Here is a 17,852-nt window from a genome sequence, read left to right on the forward strand (position 1 = left end):
GAGTAAATCAAATGACAAAAAAATTACAGTTATCAGCCGAAGAAATGCGTCAGTTAGGATATCAAGCGGTTGACTTAATTGTTGATCATATGAATCATTTAAAAAGTAAACCAGTTTCAGAAACGATTGATAGTAATATTTTTAGAGACAAGCTAATTGAAACGATTCCGGAAAATGGATCTAATCCAAAAGAATTACTTCATTTTCTTAATAACAATGTGTTTAATCAAATTACTCATGTGGATCATCCTCATTTTATGGCTTTTGTGCCAGGTCCTAATAATTATGTTGGTGTATTAGCAGATTTTTTAGCAAGTGGGTTTAATGTATTTCCTACAGCTTGGATAGTAGGTGCAGGTGCCGAACAAATTGAATTAACGACAATTAACTGGTTAAAATCAATGCTAGGATTCCCTGATTCAGCTGAAGGATTATTTGTCAGTGGTGGTTCCATGGCTAATTTGACTGCACTTACTGTAGCGAGACAGGTCAAGCTGAATAATGACATAGAAAATGCGATTGTTTATTTTTCTAACCAAACTCATTTTTCTGTAGATCGAGCACTTAAAGTATTAGGTTTTAAACAGCATCAAATTTGCCGAATTGAGACAGATGAAGACTTAAAAATTTCAGTTAGTACTTTAAGAAAACAAATAAAAGAAGATCGATTAAAAGGGAAAAAACCATTCTGTGTTATTGCTAATGCAGGGACAACGAATTGCGGAGCGGTGGACTCCCTCGATGAATTGGCTGATGTATGTGGTGATGAAGATATATGGCTACACGTGGATGGGGCTTATGGGGCTGCAGCAATTCTCAGTGAAAAAGGAAGGGAGTTATTAAGTGGAATTCATCGTGCCGATTCTTTAACGTTAGACCCGCATAAATGGCTTTTTCAGCCTTATGATGTTGGTTGTGTACTTATTCGAAATAGCCAATATTTAAGTGAAACATTCCGTATGATCCCAGAGTATATTAAGGATACAGAAACTAATATAGAAGAAAAAGTGAATTTTGGGGAGCGTGGAATTGAACTTTCTCGTAGATTTAGAGCATTAAAGGTATGGCTTTCTTTTAAAGCATTCGGAGTTACAGCTTTTCGTGAGGCAATTGATCATGGCATTATGCTAGCTGAACAAGTTGAAGAGTTTTTAAGGAAAGAAAAAGATTGGGAAGTAGTAACACCTGCCCAATTAGGAATTGTTACTTTTCGTTATATTCCATGTGAGCTAACATCTACAGATACAATTCATGAAATAAACAAAAAATTGGTGGAAGAAATTAATCAAAGAGGATTTGCTATGCTAAGTACGACTAAATTAAAAGAAAAAGTAGTAATTCGACTTTGCTCTATCAACCCAAGAACAACAAAAGAAGAAATACTTCAAATCATGATGAACATAAAAGCATTAGCAGAGGAAATAAATACATCGCCTAAACATCTTATATCTGTTTCTCAACCTTGATATATTAGGCGGATTTTACATATTAATAGCCGATTCTTATTTAGAATCGGCTATTATATTTAAATGATAAATACATATATACTATTTATAAGTGTTTCTCTTGTAATGGGATTAAGCCTCAACCTTGGATACTCGTTTGAAACCAGTCTTTATTGCTTGTACTATTTCGTTCACAGCATAAATAGATACATCGGCATTTGGATTTAACCCTTCAAACCAGTGATAGGCATTTGGATATAAATGAAACTCCACATCAACACCAGCTTGTGCTAGTTTGCTTACATAGGTTAATGTTTCGCTGCGGAATGGATCTAATTGACCAACAAATGTGTAAGTATACGGTAAGTCACTATAATCCTCAGCTCGAGAAGGTGCTGCATAGGCAGGGATTTGATCCGTTCCATACATTTCTCCTAAATACATTTTCCAGCCAGCTTCATTTGCCTTTTGGTTCCAAACAAATCCCTCTTTAATTTCATTCGCTGAAGGTGTATCATTTCTGTCATCAATCATTGGATATAGTGGCATTTGTAAACAAATTGAAGGATATTTTCGATCTCGTGCTAATAATGATAATGCTGCTGTTAGTCCACCGCCAGCGCTTACTCCTGCAACCCCAATTCGATTCGAATCAATGTTTAATGGCTTTGCATTATCAGCAATCCATTTTAAAGCTGAATAACAATCCTCAATTGGTGCTGGGTAAGGGTGTTCAGGTGCTAAGCGGTAGTCTACAGACACGACCACACAGCTAGCTTCTTTTGCAAACCTCATACAAGTATCATCGTTATCATCTATAGACCCTAAGATATAACCTCCACCATGTATCCATAATAAGACAGGTAAAGATTCATGATTTGATTTTGGACGATAAATTCGTAATGGTAACGGATTATCATCAGGCCCAACAATGACTTTATCTGTTAAAGAAAGAGAGTCATCAACAACGGTAGGTGGTCTCATTTGAGCTATTCCTTCTCTGATTGATTGCAAATTTTCTGGGCGTAAATCGAGATCCGGAAACATCTCTAACCCTTGTAATAATTCTGGATTTACTCTAGTTTTCATTTTAGCACCTCTATTTGTAATTGTTTTCAAATAAATGAAGTGTATTCTAAGTAGTTTAATTGTGAAAGAACACCACAATTAAATTGTAAATTGGATATGTTATAACGGTCAACAGAATATTCGGAAATTAAAACCTTTCTCAAGAAGGAGTTTCATGCAATCAATAATACAAGTAGTGGATTTAAGAGCAAAGAGGTTTAATGTCGTTGTAATTATGTACATTAGAAAAATTTCTTTTCTAGACTCATGAAGAATTATGAAAAGCAAAATTTTATAGATGGTTATCTTAAAAATAAACAAAGAGAGAAGAACTAACCAATGTTCTTCTCTCTTTTTCATATGTAATTAGGGTATCCATAACTGTAAATATGGATGGTATAGATTAATGGATGAATAATTTATTTTTAAATTAATAACGTAATACATAAAGATTTTTGTATGTAATATTTCATATACAGGGACCACTGGTGAAAATGCTGAGCAATGTTTTTCCATATGGTAAATTAGTTCCTTAGTTATTTATTTTATTTCATTTTCAATCGTGTAAGGCTTGGGGCTAAGATTTACAAAGGTGACTAGTAAAAAATATAACAATACAAGTATAAGATTTTGTACTTAGTAATCTCGCGATTTAAGGCATGACATTGGATAAGTGTGGGGAGTTCAATCGATTTTGAATAAAATCAATAGTATCAGTTGCAATTTTTTTACGTTTAAGAACTATCCCGGCATGACCACATGTATAAATATATCGTGTAGGCCTTTCCCAAGATGTCCACAAGTAGTCTGTATCCTCAGAATGCACATATAGATCGTGCTTACCTGAAATTAATAAAATATTTTCTTTTTTTACTTTTGGTAATGTTTGACTCGGTTCAGTGATTTTCCAATAATCTATTAAATCATCATACGTTACATCATGATGTTCCAAGTCTTCTCTAATAAATTTACCTGGAGTTGTATTCCAAATTGAATAAGAGAGTCGATTTGCATAGAAAATGGATGCTAACACATCAATTTCTTCTTCAACAAGAGAGGTTAAGTTAGTAATAAATCCACCTAAACTAATTCCTATTAGAATCAGGGGACCATTTTTATTTGCTTTAATCCATTTAATCAAAGCTCGTAAATCAGCTACCGCTTGTCTAGTTGCTTGTACTGTTCGTTCAATATTTGCACTTACCATATACTCTCCACTGAAAAAGGATTGATCGGGTTTTCTTTCAAAATGATAGGGTAGAGTGAAATAATACATATTCCACTTCAGGCTGGTCATATGATCGTGGAATATTTTTTTCACACGTTCGTTAGAATCCATTCTCCAACCGTGAACAAAGATAACATGAGGTGCATTTTCATTTTTATGTAAGAATAATTCCCCAGTTACAGAGTCGTTGCGTGAATCACCGGATTGAACCGAGCTTTTATATTTGAATTGCCCAACCATGTATTCCTTTTCCTGTTTTAAATGCTTAATGTCAAAATGAATATAGGATGGTTTTACTTTATAAAAAGATTCTATGTCCTTTATATTTAATGAAGTGTTAGATAGGGAAGTATACTGAAACGCTACACTTCTTTTTTTGTGTAAACCATATAAGGCGTACCGATCAATGAGTTTTGAAAAAATCAAATTAACCTCCTCCAAAATACATATTGTTTAAAACCTGGACAAAATTTATGTTGTAAATTAATTATAAAATATTCTCTTTTTCTAATAGTAGGTGATAAATTTGTATATCATATTATAAAGCTTGCAATAAAATAAAACTATAAATATATTATACTAAAATCTAAAAAGCAAGTTAATATTCTTATTCATATAAGAAAATATTAACTTGCTTATTTTCGTATTAAAAGATGCACCTTTTAAAGCGACGTGATTTGTATGAGATACAGTAACTATATTAAAATCCCTATTATAGATATCCAAATAGGTTTCTCTATATTTATTGTATAGAAATTACACAGTAAATATTTTTTGTGCTACATATATTAAATTAATCTTAACCTTTAATTAATCTTAACCTTTATATAAATTTATTAAACGGAATAACTCCTTACCAATATTCAAAAACGGCTACGTTTTTGAATTTGTGTTCTAGCTTTTCTGAAACAGGTAAATAACTACACATAAACTCCTTATATCTCTAGTTAAACTACCGATTAGCTCCATATAAACTCTAGATAACCTATATAGAATACAAGATATCAAGGAGGTAAGAAAAAATGAATTTTATGAAACGAGCAATTCTCAGTATGAAAAAAAGGATAGGAACATCATTAATTTTGATGGCAGTTTTTCTGATTGTTACAAATTTGGTTCTTTCAGGTTTCACAATCCAAAATGCGTCAAAAAAAGCAGCGGATGCTGCGAGAAAAAAACTTGGTGCAGATGTTACTTTAGGTCTTGATTTCGACAAATTAGGTCAAAAAGCTAAGGAAACTGGAGAAATGCCAAATCCACCGCAGCTCGATACAAAAGAAACAGATCAATTAGCGAAATCCAAGTATGTAAAAGACTATAATTACATAGCTAACACTTTTGGTATTTCTGATGGACTTAAACTAGTAGGAGCTTCAGAAGAAGAAGGAAAAGGTAAAGCCGGAATGGCGGCTGTGCGAGGCGGTTCAAGCTCTGGTACAGAAATAGATATGAATGCTTCTTTTATGATTGAGGGAGTTCGCAAGACTGCATTACAAGAAAGCTTTAAAAACGGAAAAAGTAAAATCATTGATGGAAAACCAATTACAGAGCAAATGAAGGATCAGAATGTAGCTTTAATGGAAAAACGATTAGCGGAATTAAACAATTTGAAAGTAGGAGACAAAGTTAAAGTGCAATCAGGGGATAAGAAGGAAACCCTTGAGGTTGAAATTATCGGTATTTACGAAACAAATGAGCAAGGAATGGGTCAACAGGCTCCTCCTATTATGGATCCAGCTAATAAACTATATATGCCGCATTCAACTATGAAAAAATTAGAAGTAGACCAAGGTATAAGTAGTGTTCAAGTCGTGTATTTCTTGAATGATCCACAATATATTGATGCATTTAAAAAAGAAGTAAAAAAATCTAACATTGATTTTAATTATTATAAATTAGATGCGCATGATTCATTGTACAAGCAAATGATTGGTCCTATCGAAAATATCTCTTCGACTTCTCAAATGATTATTTATATTGTATCGATTGCAGGTGCAATTATTTTAGGATTAATCATTATGCTATCAATTAAAGGACGTCGTAAAGAAATGGGAATTCTATTGTCTATTGGAGAGAAAAAGTGGAAACTGATAGCGCAATTCGTAGTAGAAGTAGTGTGTATCGCTATTTTAGCATTTGGATTATCCATAACAACAGGAGCTAAAGTTTCTCAATATATCGGGGATAATTTACTTTCGAATGAAATTGCTACTGCAAGCGAAGAAACAGATACTTCGCAACATGGTACTGTAATGATGGCTGGATCTGGTGGTACTCTACAAAATCAAAAAGAAGATCCAATTGATAAAATTGATGTAAGTGTAACAGGAGAAGATGTAGGGAAAATGGGTGGAATTGGACTAGCTATTGCTATAATAGCAACGCTTCTTCCAGCATTATCTATTCTACGTTTAAACCCAAAACAAATTCTTTTAAAAGATGAATGAGGAGGCTTAATATGGAGACGATTTTACAGTTTAAAAATTTGGATTATTATTATGAAAGTAATGGGAAAAATGTAGCGATACTAGATAATGTTAACTTTTCTTTTCAAAAAGGACATTTCTACACGATTTTAGGACCATCTGGATCTGGTAAAACCACAACTCTGAGCTTAGGTTGTGGACTGGATGTCCCTAAAAATGGTTATGTACTGTATAATGGCAAAGATATTAGAAAAATTGGTTTGGATCGATACCGTAATCAAAATGTATCTGTAATTTTTCAATCTTATAATTTGATAACCTATATGACAGCTCTTCAAAATGTCTTAACAGCAATGGAAATTACGGGTGTTAAAGTGCAAAATAAAACAGCAAGAGCATTAGAATTGTTAGAAAGGGTAGGACTCACAGAAGTTGAAGCGAAACGAAACGTCCTGCAACTAAGCGGTGGACAACAACAGCGTGTAGCAATTGCTCGAGCACTATCTTGTAATGTTGATTTACTGATTGCAGATGAGCCGACAGGAAACCTCGACGAGGAAACTGCAATGGATATAATAGAACTATTTCAAGAACTTGCACATAAAGAGAATAAATGCATTATTGTTGTGACGCACTCACAGGAGGTTGCTAAAAAATCAGATCGTGCAGTGTATTTAAGTAAGAAGAAGTTGGTCGTAAATGAAATCTAATATAAACATCGTAGCTTTTTAATTCACATAATTTTCAAAATCTAGACCTTTCAAAAGCTTATATTTGATTTATAATAAAATCAAGCCATAATCAAAATGGTCTCCCTGTACTAAATGTTAAAATAGTTTGTTGTTCCCGTTTTTATTATAATTGGTTACCTATATCATGGGATAATCACACATAAAAAACGGGACATTACCTAGATGTATGACCTAAATATCGTCCCGTTTACCTACTCTGTATAGTTATTGCAGAATTAAACCTACAATCATAATTAAACTAAATACTATTATCCAACCAAACGCACAGTAGCCAAAAATTCTAATCCATTTAGGTAATTGATGCATGTTAATTTTATTTGTGGGAACTCCTTGCATAGAAAACATCATTTTTTGATCTCTATCTCTATTATTTTGTTGTTCATACATACTATCATCACCTTTCCAGAACTATTGCGTTTATAGTATATCAGCCTAAAGAAAATTATGTACAGAATAAGAAGGGATAGCATATATATTATGTGGTGGACTTTATAAATAAATGCATTTAATTGCCATAGTTCTAAGCACTAATCCGTTATAAATACTGAAAAAGAGCCCTACATAGATAGGACTTATTTTCTTCAAATGTTAAGTTGCTGGATATAAATCAGAACCAAGGTAACGTTCTTTTATAATTTGAAGATGATGAAGCTCATGACCAGCAATGATGTATGCTAATGCACGAACTGTAACTTCAGAATTATTCGCATTTCCTCTTTGTGACCAAGCTTCTTTATCTAAGCTTCTAAGTAAATACAGGGTAGATTGGCGAACAACTATTAAATTCTCAAGAAGATCTTGCATTGATTGCTTATCAAAAGCAGCTCTAAGAACATACATATCATCATTATAGCCTGGAAGTTCTGCTGTCTCGCCTCGAGCGATTGATAGCAATCGATACGCCATAATCCGTTCTGTATCTGCTATATGACCGATTACTTCCTTTATACTCCATTTAGTAGGAGCATACCGGAAAAGTCCCTCACTATTAGAAATTCCCTTTAATAAAAGATTCGTTTCTTTCATTTGTTGTTCTAGAATATGTATGATATTTCCGTCTGATACCAAGTTGGTATACGTTGCATAATAGGAGTTATATTCACTTACCTTTGGTCTTATTTGCATACGAATCATCCTTTTTGTTTTATGTTTAATCTTTACATATAGCTTATCATAAAAGAGTTCCAAATTAATCTGAAAAATGGAGGCAAATATGCATTTTTCATCCTCCTTTTCAGTTTCATAGATGAAATGCATCTCAAATAAGAGAATCTAATTTGCTGCTATGCGGAATTTCGTTTTTTTGCTGTTATAGTAGAAGATAAATATGTAAATTGAATACAGTTTGTCACTACTTATGATAATCGCCATTTAAGAAGAAGCATTTGTCCATTAAGTGAAAAACCTGTTAATAAATTTATACTTACTACAAAAACAAACAAACTCGTCCTATTTAAAGGAGAGTTTGTTTGTTTTTGTGTTTAGATAATGGAATACTCATGTAAAATTGCACACTATGTTCCATATTTTTTATTGAATACTTTATATCTAGCGTTTCAAGAATTTGCTTAACAATATATAGCCCTAAACCACTTCCTCCGGTATTTCGATTTCTTGATTTTTCAATTCGATAAAATGGTTTGAAAATTTGTTGTAAATCTTCATCTTTAATATTGACACCTGTATTTATAATTTGCATTTCGATTTGACCTTGTTTCGAATCCTCACTTAACTTTATATAGACTTTTTCATTATGTGGTGAATACATAACCGCATTATGAATAATATTTTTACATGCTTTTTCTAAAAGAACACAATCTGTATAAATAGAAAGGTCAGAATCAATTTCTTTTATTATTTCGATGCTTTTTTGAGAAGCGAAAAATTCGAGATCTTTTGTGATTGTACCTATTAACTTTGAAGGATTAACTTCCTCTACTTTTAGTTTGAAGGTGTGTTGTTCTAATTTCGATACGCTTAAAATTTCACGAACTAATTGTTCCATACTTTCAATAATTTGATGATTTTTCTTTAAATATTGATCGCGATTTTGATAAGGGCCAATATTGTAAATCATCCCTTCTAAGTAGCCTTTCATTACAGTAAGAGGGGACTTTAATTCATGTGCTACAATCGCAAAAAACTCTCTGCGTTTTGTTTCTATTTCTCTTTCTTTTTCAATATCATTTTTTAATTGTTCATTTGCTTTTTTTAAATCAAACATAGCTTGTTGTAAGTTAATAGACATGTCATTCAAACTATTAGACAATTCTCCTAACTCATCTGTAGAGCGAACCTCAATTTTTTCGGAGAAATCTAAATTTGCCATCTTTTGTGCACCTTCATTAATATAAATAAGTGGCTTTGTAATAAACCTGGAATAAAAATAAGCACTTCCTATACCAATAATGAGCACAATGATACTAATATAGGGGAGAAAGCGTACTAAAACCTGTGAAGCTTCATCAATCGGTTGAAATGTAGCAAAGACTATAAGCGTTAAACTACCATCTTGGAATTGAATTGGTTTCGTAACGTTATATGAATTGCTAAGGCTACTTGCATTCTCGAATCGTGTTGCTTTAGTAACTACTGTTTTTTGCGTACCACTTTGAATAAAAGAAAACGAAGGAGAGTAAATAATTACTCCTTCTTTATTTTGAAGATAAAGCATCGCATTATTTTTTTTTGCGTATTCATCAAAAAGTGGTATCGCATCTTGAAACGTAAGATTTTTAGACTTATCAATGATTTCGTTTATCCCTGTTTGAAGTTGATCTGTTTTATATTGCTCATAAAATGTAGGAAGAAAGAAGTATAAAGTTAAATAAATCAATACTGCAAAGGATAACAAAATGAGAGATGTAGTCATAAAGAGTTTATAAGTGATTTGCTTCATTTTCATGAGTTTCACAATACTATTCATCAATTTTATAACCAATACCCTTTATTGTTTTAATATAAGGGATAGCTAATTTTTTGCGTAGGTTTTTAATATGTGTATCAATTATTCGTGTTTCTCCAAAATAATCGTAACCCCAAACTTTCTCTACGATATTTTCTCTTGTAAGTACTTTTCTCTCATTTTGAAATAGTAGTTGTAGAATTTCAAACTCTTTTGTCGTTAATATAATTTCAACGTCATTTACATAGACTCTATATGCATCCACATCGATACGAACTTCTTTAAATATCAAATGATTATTTACATTTTTATCATAACTTCTTCTAAGTACAGCTTCGACTCGTCTAATCAAAACATGAAATGAAAAGGGTTTTGTTATATAATCATCGATCCCAAGATCGAATCCTTTCATTTGATCTTCTTCTTCTTCCAACGCAGTTAGCATAATAATTGGTACGTTTGACTGACTTCGAATCATTTTAGAAACTTCAAATCCATTAAGATTGGGCATCATGACATCTAGAAGAATTAAATCAAAGGATTGCTTATTAAATTGTGTCATACCCTCTAGTCCATCTGAAGCGACTACCACTGTATAATGCTGTGTCATTAAAAATTGTTTAATTAATTCCTGAATTTCTTGATCGTCCTCTACCACGAGGATATGATAGTTTTTCATAATATCACCTCTGGTAGTCATTATAGCCGTACAATCTGGAGTTTATGTGGAGATACAGTAGTAAACTTCATAGAACGCTTACTACCAAAAAGTATTATTAGCTATATTACTTTTTTATGGAGAAATAATTGCTTAAAAAAACTTATTGTATGAATTGGTGTACGATTAATATTTACGAAAAACTAATGTATAATAATGTGAATTGTATGTAGTTTCTTAAAATTTGTGAAAATATACTTTTGCTTCTTTACCAAAAGAGGAAAAGGAATTTCAATATAGAAGAAACTACCGTAATACTAGAGTGTGTGCCAAGAACTTTGGATTTCTTTCATCTAGTTTCTATTTAATCGTTCATCACTACATAATAATGTTCTTGCTAAACCAAAAGTTTAAAGGTACAAACTTGGAGAGATTTATATAATGCTAGAAAGGTTGTGAAATGATTTGATGGGTTATAAAGCGATGCTGTTTGATTTAGATGATACATTACTTGATAGGGATAAAGCAGTAGAGGCATTATTTTTAATTGTTTTAGAAAAGTGTTATGAAAATGTAGATGGTGCGGCTAAAAGCAACATGTTACAGAAATTCAAAGAATACGATAAAAGAGAATATGGCATAAGTAATAAAACGACAGTTTTAGAATCATTGTTTGATGAATTCACGCCAAGGTATAGATTGCCACGCAATTACATCCAAGATTTTTGGAATAATAATTTCCCTAGATGTTTTTCAATAGACCAAAATACTATTCATTTCTTAAATCAAATAAAGAAGCACTGTAAAGTTGGAATTATAACAAATGGCTCAACTCAGAGGCAAAAAGCTAAAATATTTAACACGAATTTAAATAGGTATTTTGAAACAATCATTATTTCTGAAGAAGTGGGATTTAGTAAACCTGATAAACGTATATTCGAACTAGCATTAAATAAGCTAAATGTACAAACGGAAAATACTTTATTTGTTGGGGATGACTTAGAAAAGGATATTACTGGTCCTCAAAATGCAAATATAAAAGGTGTGTGGTTTAACCCTCAGAAAATCAAGAATACTACCAAAATACAACCATATGCTGAGATTAACACTTTGAATAGTTTGTTAAGTTATGTTACTCCACAATATTTTTATAACAAGTAAAAGTAATCTCATATATATATTAAAAAATATAAAAAAGAGAAACTATCATTAATTTCATTGACCGTATTAGTAATAAAAAATAGATATTTACAACAAAAAATAGAGGCCATTTTAATAGCTGAGGTTAATTTAATCTATGATTAATACGAAGTTTTGTAAAACAATTTTACTCATACTGTGTAAATTATAAAGGGGGAGGACTATGAAAATAAAGAAAGTAGTAATCGATGGAATCAATATTGCGGTCATTAGGAACGATAAGGTATTAATATCGGATGTTCAGTCTGCATTAGATACTATGGCAACAGTTCAATATGAGGTAGATGCGAAACATATTATTATCCATAAATCTTTAATAAGTGAAGATTTCTTTGACCTAAAAACACGGCTTGCGGGCGATATCCTTCAAAAGTTTATAAACTACAAGGTAAAGATTGCTATTGTTGGAGATTTCTCTATGTATACTAGTAAAAGCTTAAAGGATTTTATTTATGAATGTAATAAAGGGAATGACATTTTTTACTTAGCAACTGAACAACAAGCAATTGAAAAACTAAGTACATTAAAGTAATAATTATATTCTGCTAAATTCCCCCATTTCACTTAGTTCATAATTATATACGATATAGAAGAACTGATGTTTGTGGTAAACTAAGAGATGAATAAAGGGGGAGTTTTTTTGAACAATTTTAATAATATAATCCAAAATTTAAATAATATAGTTTACAAACCTAACAACTTAATGATTACGAATCTAAAAGAAGAAAAGCAAAACGCAGAATATGCCGGATGTTTATTCCACTTAAATAACAAAACCATTCGTTTTAGAAAATCAAAAGTTACACCTAATAAAATTGGTCAATTCGTTTCTTTTTGGGAGAAAGATGAAAATATGCGAAATAGAGCTTTCTCTTATGAAGCTGCTCCTGATTTATTAGTAATCACTTGTATTGCTGATAATAAACTAGGGCAATTTATTTTTCCTAAAGAGATTCTTCTTAAAGAAAAAATATTGAGAACACAAAGTCAAACAGGGAAAATGGCAATGAGAATTTATCCTGTTTGGGATACCACTGTTAGTAATCAAGCTAAAAAGAGCCAAACATGGCAACTTCAATATTTTGTTGATTTAAGTGATAGTAATAGTTTGCCTATAGATAAACTATTAAATTTATATTCGTAGCTTTTGGTTTGCCACAAAAAGAAGTGATTACAAAAAACATGTGTAATGACGCCTCCTATGTGAATCGTAATTTTTGTACCGGTACAGTTAGATGAAATGTACGTTGTTACAGTGCCCCTTAAAATTTACAATCAGCATATATTATTTAAACTTATAAATTTTTAAGGGGTGCTAAATATGACAAGTTTACAAGATCAGCTTTTCACAAGATTAAATCTAAAAAAACGTAATGATGTAACGTTTGAAGAATTACCTACCATACTCTTTTCGTTTGCGCATACTATACCATTTGAGAATTTAGATGTTATAGCACGAAATACGAATCAAATCTCTCTGGAAAACTTACGAGAGAAAATTTTAACTAGTCCCCGTGGTGGACTTTGCTACGAATTAAATACTCTTTTTTACTATTTCTTAAAAGACTGTGGCTATGATGTACAACTGGCATTAGGTACGGTGTATAAAAACGATATAAATGCATGGGCACTTGAGGATGGCCATATAACAATTATTTTAACTTATGATAATGTACAGTATTTAATTGATGTAGGTATAGCTTCGTTAGTACCTCTTGTTCCTGTACCTTTTACTGGTAAGTCTGTTTCTTCAAAAAATGGTTCGTACCGGGTGAGACGAAAAGATACGAGTAAAGGAAATTATGTTTTAGAAAGAATAGATACTGATGGAGAATGGAAAGTTTGTCATGCTTTTTATAAACATAATATTGATGAGATAGTAGTAAATGATGTTCAAAGAAGAGTGATAGAAGATGAGAAGTCTATTTTTAATAAAGGACCAATTGCAGTAAAGTTGACGAACTCTGGCCATATTTCATTAACGAATACAAGTTTAACCGAAATTATTCATGGGGAAAAAACTAAGCATGAAATTACAGAAGATCAATATAAAGAGTTTTTATATACTTTATTTGCTATTAAGTTATGAATAATAAAGATAGCCGGTTCCTATTCAGAAGCGGCTATCTTTATTATTTTTGGTGTAAATGGTTTTCTTCTAATATGTTTTGGAAACTGTGGTATAGTTAATGTTTCCTCAGCTTCTTCATATGTATGAAAAATTGGTTCTTTTCCATCATCCCCTTGTAAAACTAGCCCTTCATCTCGGATTACATATGGCATAAAACCACCCCATCTAGTAAAGAATTATGTTCTTTTGCAGCAGAATAATACGATTTAAAGTTTGATTTTCTTAATACATATAATACACTAGAACAGTACGAAAAAGTATGTACAATGAATTTTGAATGTAAAGGAAGATTATTATGTCAGTTATTGATAAATTGAAACTTAATAAGTATACAAATATGGTCGTTATTAACGAACCAAGTGATTATGACATTTTTACAGGTAAAGAGACTGCATTCTCAAAAGGACACGATGCTATCTTTATATTTGTAGAAACGCTTGATGAAATGGTGAAACAAACGAATTTTATTATTAGTAATGAAGAATTACTAATTGAAAAAGGTTACGTATTCTTCGCATATCCGAAAAAAGGTAATGCGCGTTATAGTACGTTTATTCACCGTGATGAGATGTTTCCGGCATTAAACGTTGGAGAAGATGGTTATGTGGGAGAAAGCGATATTAAATTTGCACGAATGGTAAGTATGGATGAAGTCTTTACTGTTGTTGGTTTAAAACGTGAAAAGAAAAAAACAACAAAAACATCTGCTATGAGTCAATGTGTTGCCGATTATGCAGATCGAATTAAAGATGTTGAAGCATTATTAGCTACTCATCCGAATGAACTTAAGTTTTATCAAAGTTTAACGCCTGGATACCAAAAAGATTGGGCACGTAATCTTTTTTCTGTGAAACAAGAAAAAACTCGTGAAAAACGTCTAGAGAAAATGATAGAAATCCTTTCACAAGGCTATAAAACAATTGAATTATTCCGTAAGAAGAAAAAATAATGATTAAGGAAGTCACAATGCTGCAACAATTAATTGTGATGAGTACATTGAAAAAAGCATTCCTTCCATTATACTAAGGAATGTTCTTATATTTATATAATTAGCAAAAGAGAAAAGGTGTTTGAAATGAAATCGTATATTGTAGTTGGATCTGGAATTTTAGGAGCGTCTACTGCTTATCATCTTGCTAAAACAGGTGCGAATGTTACTATCGTGGATCGCCAACAATTAGGGCAAGCAACTGATGCAGGAGCAGGAATTGTATGTCCATGGTTATCACAGCGTCGTAATAAAGCATGGTATAAAATTGTTAAAGGCGGTGCACGTTACTATTCTTCGTTAATTCAGCAATTAGAAGAAGACGGTGAAACTGACACAGGATATAATCGTGTAGGTGCAATTAGTTTACATACTGACGAGAAAAAGTTAGATCAAATGGAAGAGCGAGCTTATAAACGACGTGAAGATGCCCCGGAGATTGGTGAAATCACTCGCTTATCAGCTGAAGAAACAAAAAAATTATTCCCAGCATTATCAGACGAATATAGTTCTGTTCATATTAGTGGTGCTGCACGAGTAAATGGGAGATTATTACGCAATGCATTAATAAGTGCTGCGAAAAAACATGGTGCAACTTTCATAAAAGGCGATGCTATATTAGTCCATGAAGGAAATCATATTACGGGAGTTACAGTAAACGATGAAACAATTTTAGCAGAAAAGGTTATTGTAACTGCAGGCGCATGGGCGAATGAAATCTTGAAACCATTAGGAATTAATTTCTTAGTTACATTCCAAAAAGGACAAATTGTTCATTTGCAAATCGAGAATACAGCCACAGAAAATATGCCAGTTGTTATGCCACCGAACGATCAATATATTTTAACGTTTGACAATGGGCATGTCGTAATTGGTGCAACACATGAAAATGATACTGGTTTTGATCATCGTGTAACAGCAGGTGGTTTACATGAAGTATTCCATAAGGCATTAACAGTTGCGCCTGGCTTAGAAAATGCTACAATGCTTGAAACGAGAGTTGGATTCAGACCATTTACACCAGGATTCTTACCTGTTATCGGACCGCTACCTAACTTTGAAGGAATTCTCGTTGCGAATGGATTAGGGGCTTCGGGTTTAACAGCTGGTCCATATCTAGGAGCGGAACTTGCTAAACTAGCGCTCGGAAAAACGATTGAATTAGATTTAAATGATTATGATGTTGCTGGCGCAATTGAATAATATAGGGTACTGCTAACATTTAGGAAAAACCATGCTAAACAAATTCGACAAGAAATAATCAGTTTTTCCTCTGTTAAGAGTAAGCCTGTTTATGAAAAATAAAATTATTTAAAAATAGAGGGCCGACATTATAAACCTGCATTAATAATGTAGAATTGTGATGGCGGCTCTTTATTCATACTGATTTAAAACTTATTTTCGAGAGGAGGTTAAGTAATGAGGGCGTCATATCAAGTATTGATATTTCCTTATATAAAAACTGCCGATTCTATTCAATATGCCATTTTTAACCGAAGTGATTATGGTTATTGGCAAGGAATAGCTGGTGGCGGAGAAGACGGTGAGATTCCTATTGAATCAGCAAAACGGGAAGCATTTGAAGAGGCTGGTATTACAAGAGAATGTCCATATATACAATTAGATTCTGTGTCTTCACTACCAGTAGAGGATGTAGTTGGAGGATTCCTTTGGGGAGAAGAGGTTTATGTAATAAAAGAATTTTCTTTTGGAGTTAAAGTCCCTACAAAAAACATATCATTATCTAAAGAACACTTTAATTATAAATGGTTATGCTTTGAGGAAGCAGTAACGCTTTTGAAATGGGATAGCAACAAAACAGCATTGTGGGAATTAAACAAAAGACTATTAAAACAATAAAAGTTTTTGCTAACAAAAATAGTTGTGGAAGAAGAATTGAACCATTAACAAACCCTTGCTACACTTCTAAACAATGTTTTAGATTATAAAATAGAGTAATATAGATTTTGTATAGGTAATTTACTAAGAGAACTTGTACTAAGAAAAGCCCTATACAGTTGACTCTGAAAAAATGAAAATAATTAGAAATATTTTTATATCGTACGGTTTTTGGCTATGAATAACGGAATAAATATTAAGTATTCAACAGTTTAAATAAAACGAGTTAGCTTTTTATTTTAAGAAGAAAGATGACTCGTTTTATGCTAAAATTCGCTTAGTGTATATTTTCGTTAAAATGTGGGTGGGCCCCCTTTTAGCAAAACCGGAGTGGGAATGATGAGTATAAATAGTTTTGTGGGATTGATAAATAACGAATTATTAAAAGAGGTAAGTATAAGAAGTGAGGATGAATTCGAGCCTGTAGTAGTTAAAGATATTCCTAGACTTTGGAAGTGTTTAGGAACAGGTAATTATGCCGCAGTATTCATGCACAAAGAATACAAAGATTGGGTAGTGAAAGTTTACGTGCGAGAAGGAGAAGGAATTGAAAAAGAGTCAGAAGTATACCGAAGAATCGGAAATCATCCTTCTTATTCAAAGCTTATATATAAAGGGGAAAATTTCATAGTATTGAAACGTTTAAAAGAAATTACCTTATACGATGCTATTCATAAGGGTATTAAAATTCCTAAGCAAGTAATACTTGATATTAATGAGGCTTTAGAGTATGCGAGGGAACAAGGGTTAACTCCTTGTGATGTTCACGGGAAAAATGTGATGATGGAAAAAGGAAGGGGATATGTAGTCGATGTATCTGATTTCTTAAAAACAAAAGAAGATAGTAAGTGGAGAGACCTAGAAAAGGCATATTTCACCTTTTATTTTCCTTTCATTTATAAATTGCCTTTCCCGGTTAAAATACCGTATTTTATGTTAAACATTGTTAGACGTTCGTATAGAAAATATAAGAAGCTTAAAAAGAACTTCAAATTGTAAAAGGACCACATATGTTCCTGAAAATGAGTTAAATTCACATAAATAACTTTAGAAAAATTTCAAATTTTGTTTAGGGGCTACTCCAAGACCTTAGCTTGCTGGGCATGTGGTGTTACCTCAAAAAATAAAAAGATTAGGAGTGAATCCTAATCT

At 32.1% G+C, this 17,852-nt stretch carries 18 protein-coding genes; 11 read left to right on the forward strand and 7 right to left on the reverse strand.

What is annotated here, in order from left to right; genetic code table 11:
- The first annotated feature begins 11 nt into the window (after positions 1–11).
- The gene (locus tag ACTFP3_RS20775) at positions 12–1,466 is read left to right on the forward strand and encodes a pyridoxal phosphate-dependent decarboxylase family protein (RefSeq protein WP_000162820.1); all 1,455 of its coding nucleotides are present in this window, start codon (positions 12–14) and stop codon (positions 1,464–1,466) included.
- A gap of 111 nt (positions 1,467–1,577) precedes the next feature.
- Here ACTFP3_RS20775 and ACTFP3_RS20780 read toward each other — a convergent pair whose 3' ends face one another.
- Both ACTFP3_RS20780 and ACTFP3_RS20785 read right to left on the reverse strand, forming a co-directional pair.
- Positions 1,578–2,534: an alpha/beta hydrolase gene (locus ACTFP3_RS20780; protein WP_440011103.1), complete on the reverse strand. Its 957-nt coding sequence runs from the start codon at positions 2,532–2,534 to the stop codon at positions 1,578–1,580.
- Positions 2,535–3,165: 631 nt separating this feature from the next.
- Entirely contained in the window at positions 3,166–4,167 is a 1,002-nt protein-coding gene (locus ACTFP3_RS20785; RefSeq protein WP_440011104.1) for an alpha/beta hydrolase, read from the reverse strand.
- A gap of 596 nt (positions 4,168–4,763) precedes the next feature.
- Between ACTFP3_RS20785 and ACTFP3_RS20790 the strand changes: the two genes are divergently transcribed.
- On the forward strand, positions 4,764–6,188 hold the full coding sequence (locus tag ACTFP3_RS20790) for an ABC transporter permease (RefSeq protein ID WP_440011106.1): 1,425 nt from the start codon (positions 4,764–4,766) through the stop codon (positions 6,186–6,188).
- A gap of 11 nt (positions 6,189–6,199) precedes the next feature.
- Positions 6,200–6,877, forward strand: coding sequence for an ABC transporter ATP-binding protein (locus ACTFP3_RS20795; protein ID WP_000447855.1), 678 nt, complete (start codon positions 6,200–6,202; stop codon positions 6,875–6,877).
- A gap of 246 nt (positions 6,878–7,123) precedes the next feature.
- Here the strand turns inward: ACTFP3_RS20795 and ACTFP3_RS20800 are convergent, their stop codons facing one another.
- The 4 genes from ACTFP3_RS20800 to ACTFP3_RS20815 all read right to left on the reverse strand — a co-directional run bounded on the left by ACTFP3_RS20800 (position 7,124) and on the right by ACTFP3_RS20815 (position 10,503).
- Positions 7,124–7,306 (reverse strand): hypothetical protein, encoded by a 183-nt coding sequence (locus tag ACTFP3_RS20800; RefSeq protein WP_000273232.1) that lies wholly within the window; start codon positions 7,304–7,306, stop codon positions 7,124–7,126.
- Between the two features lie 201 nt (positions 7,307–7,507).
- Positions 7,508–8,044, reverse strand: coding sequence for a DinB family protein (locus ACTFP3_RS20805; RefSeq protein WP_016512709.1), 537 nt, complete (start codon positions 8,042–8,044; stop codon positions 7,508–7,510).
- Between the two features lie 328 nt (positions 8,045–8,372).
- The gene (locus ACTFP3_RS20810) at positions 8,373–9,824 is read right to left on the reverse strand and encodes an ATP-binding protein (protein ID WP_440011108.1); all 1,452 of its coding nucleotides are present in this window, start codon (positions 9,822–9,824) and stop codon (positions 8,373–8,375) included.
- 13 nt (positions 9,825–9,837) lie between these two features.
- Positions 9,838–10,503, reverse strand: coding sequence for a response regulator transcription factor (locus tag ACTFP3_RS20815; protein WP_000800727.1), 666 nt, complete (start codon positions 10,501–10,503; stop codon positions 9,838–9,840).
- 447 nt (positions 10,504–10,950) lie between these two features.
- Between ACTFP3_RS20815 and ACTFP3_RS20820 the strand changes: the two genes are divergently transcribed.
- The 4 genes from ACTFP3_RS20820 to ACTFP3_RS20835 all read left to right on the forward strand — a co-directional run bounded on the left by ACTFP3_RS20820 (position 10,951) and on the right by ACTFP3_RS20835 (position 13,771).
- Positions 10,951–11,643, forward strand: coding sequence for an HAD-IA family hydrolase (locus ACTFP3_RS20820; protein WP_440011110.1), 693 nt, complete (start codon positions 10,951–10,953; stop codon positions 11,641–11,643).
- A gap of 202 nt (positions 11,644–11,845) precedes the next feature.
- Positions 11,846–12,214, forward strand: coding sequence for a DUF4180 domain-containing protein (locus tag ACTFP3_RS20825; protein ID WP_266006092.1), 369 nt, complete (start codon positions 11,846–11,848; stop codon positions 12,212–12,214).
- 87 nt (positions 12,215–12,301) lie between these two features.
- On the forward strand, positions 12,302–12,826 hold the full coding sequence (locus ACTFP3_RS20830; RefSeq protein WP_266006090.1) for a MepB family protein: 525 nt from the start codon (positions 12,302–12,304) through the stop codon (positions 12,824–12,826).
- A 177-nt stretch (positions 12,827–13,003) separates the two neighbouring features.
- Positions 13,004–13,771, forward strand: a complete 768-nt coding sequence (locus ACTFP3_RS20835) for an arylamine N-acetyltransferase family protein (RefSeq protein WP_440011113.1) — start codon at positions 13,004–13,006, stop codon at positions 13,769–13,771.
- Positions 13,772–13,791: 20 nt separating this feature from the next.
- On the opposite strand, the gene ACTFP3_RS20840 is transcribed toward ACTFP3_RS20835, so the two are convergent.
- A complete protein-coding gene (locus ACTFP3_RS20840; RefSeq protein ID WP_176265164.1) occupies positions 13,792–13,965 on the reverse strand; it encodes a hypothetical protein in 174 nt (57 codons plus the stop codon).
- Positions 13,966–14,108: 143 nt separating this feature from the next.
- On the opposite strand from ACTFP3_RS20840, the gene ACTFP3_RS20845 reads away from it, so the two are divergent.
- From ACTFP3_RS20845 to ACTFP3_RS20860, 4 genes are all read left to right on the forward strand, one after another.
- Entirely contained in the window at positions 14,109–14,762 is a 654-nt protein-coding gene (locus ACTFP3_RS20845; protein WP_000110849.1) for a YdeI/OmpD-associated family protein, read from the forward strand.
- A gap of 126 nt (positions 14,763–14,888) precedes the next feature.
- On the forward strand, positions 14,889–16,004 hold the full coding sequence (locus ACTFP3_RS20850) for an NAD(P)/FAD-dependent oxidoreductase (protein WP_086385710.1): 1,116 nt from the start codon (positions 14,889–14,891) through the stop codon (positions 16,002–16,004).
- A 216-nt stretch (positions 16,005–16,220) separates the two neighbouring features.
- A complete protein-coding gene (locus tag ACTFP3_RS20855; RefSeq protein WP_016122617.1) occupies positions 16,221–16,661 on the forward strand; it encodes an NUDIX hydrolase in 441 nt (146 codons plus the stop codon).
- Between the two features lie 369 nt (positions 16,662–17,030).
- Positions 17,031–17,699: a serine/threonine protein kinase gene (locus ACTFP3_RS20860; RefSeq protein WP_326037005.1), complete on the forward strand. Its 669-nt coding sequence runs from the start codon at positions 17,031–17,033 to the stop codon at positions 17,697–17,699.
- Positions 17,700–17,852 lie beyond the last annotated feature (153 nt).

This window comes from Bacillus cereus group sp. MYBK5-2, from assembly GCF_051915685.1.
Taxonomy (GTDB): Bacteria; Bacillota; Bacilli; order Bacillales; family Bacillaceae_G; genus Bacillus_A; species Bacillus_A cereus.

Coding starts and splice junctions, on each gene's coding strand:
- ACTFP3_RS20775 (WP_000162820.1), top strand. CDS start 12: ATGACAAAAAAATTACAGTTATCAGCCGAAGAAATGCGTCAGTTAGGA.
- ACTFP3_RS20780 (WP_440011103.1), bottom strand. CDS start 2,534: ATGAAAACTAGAGTAAATCCAGAATTATTACAAGGGTTAGAGATGTTT.
- ACTFP3_RS20790 (WP_440011106.1), top strand. CDS start 4,764: ATGAATTTTATGAAACGAGCAATTCTCAGTATGAAAAAAAGGATAGGA.
- ACTFP3_RS20795 (WP_000447855.1), top strand. CDS start 6,200: ATGGAGACGATTTTACAGTTTAAAAATTTGGATTATTATTATGAAAGT.
- ACTFP3_RS20800 (WP_000273232.1), bottom strand. CDS start 7,306: ATGTATGAACAACAAAATAATAGAGATAGAGATCAAAAAATGATGTTT.
- ACTFP3_RS20805 (WP_016512709.1), bottom strand. CDS start 8,044: ATGCAAATAAGACCAAAGGTAAGTGAATATAACTCCTATTATGCAACG.
- ACTFP3_RS20810 (WP_440011108.1), bottom strand. CDS start 9,824: ATGAAAATGAAGCAAATCACTTATAAACTCTTTATGACTACATCTCTC.
- ACTFP3_RS20815 (WP_000800727.1), bottom strand. CDS start 10,503: ATGAAAAACTATCATATCCTCGTGGTAGAGGACGATCAAGAAATTCAG.
- ACTFP3_RS20820 (WP_440011110.1), top strand. CDS start 10,951: ATGGGTTATAAAGCGATGCTGTTTGATTTAGATGATACATTACTTGAT.
- ACTFP3_RS20825 (WP_266006092.1), top strand. CDS start 11,846: ATGAAAATAAAGAAAGTAGTAATCGATGGAATCAATATTGCGGTCATT.
- ACTFP3_RS20830 (WP_266006090.1), top strand. CDS start 12,302: ATGAATAAAGGGGGAGTTTTTTTGAACAATTTTAATAATATAATCCAA.
- ACTFP3_RS20835 (WP_440011113.1), top strand. CDS start 13,004: ATGACAAGTTTACAAGATCAGCTTTTCACAAGATTAAATCTAAAAAAA.
- ACTFP3_RS20840 (WP_176265164.1), bottom strand. CDS start 13,965: ATGCCATATGTAATCCGAGATGAAGGGCTAGTTTTACAAGGGGATGAT.
- ACTFP3_RS20845 (WP_000110849.1), top strand. CDS start 14,109: ATGTCAGTTATTGATAAATTGAAACTTAATAAGTATACAAATATGGTC.
- ACTFP3_RS20850 (WP_086385710.1), top strand. CDS start 14,889: ATGAAATCGTATATTGTAGTTGGATCTGGAATTTTAGGAGCGTCTACT.
- ACTFP3_RS20855 (WP_016122617.1), top strand. CDS start 16,221: ATGAGGGCGTCATATCAAGTATTGATATTTCCTTATATAAAAACTGCC.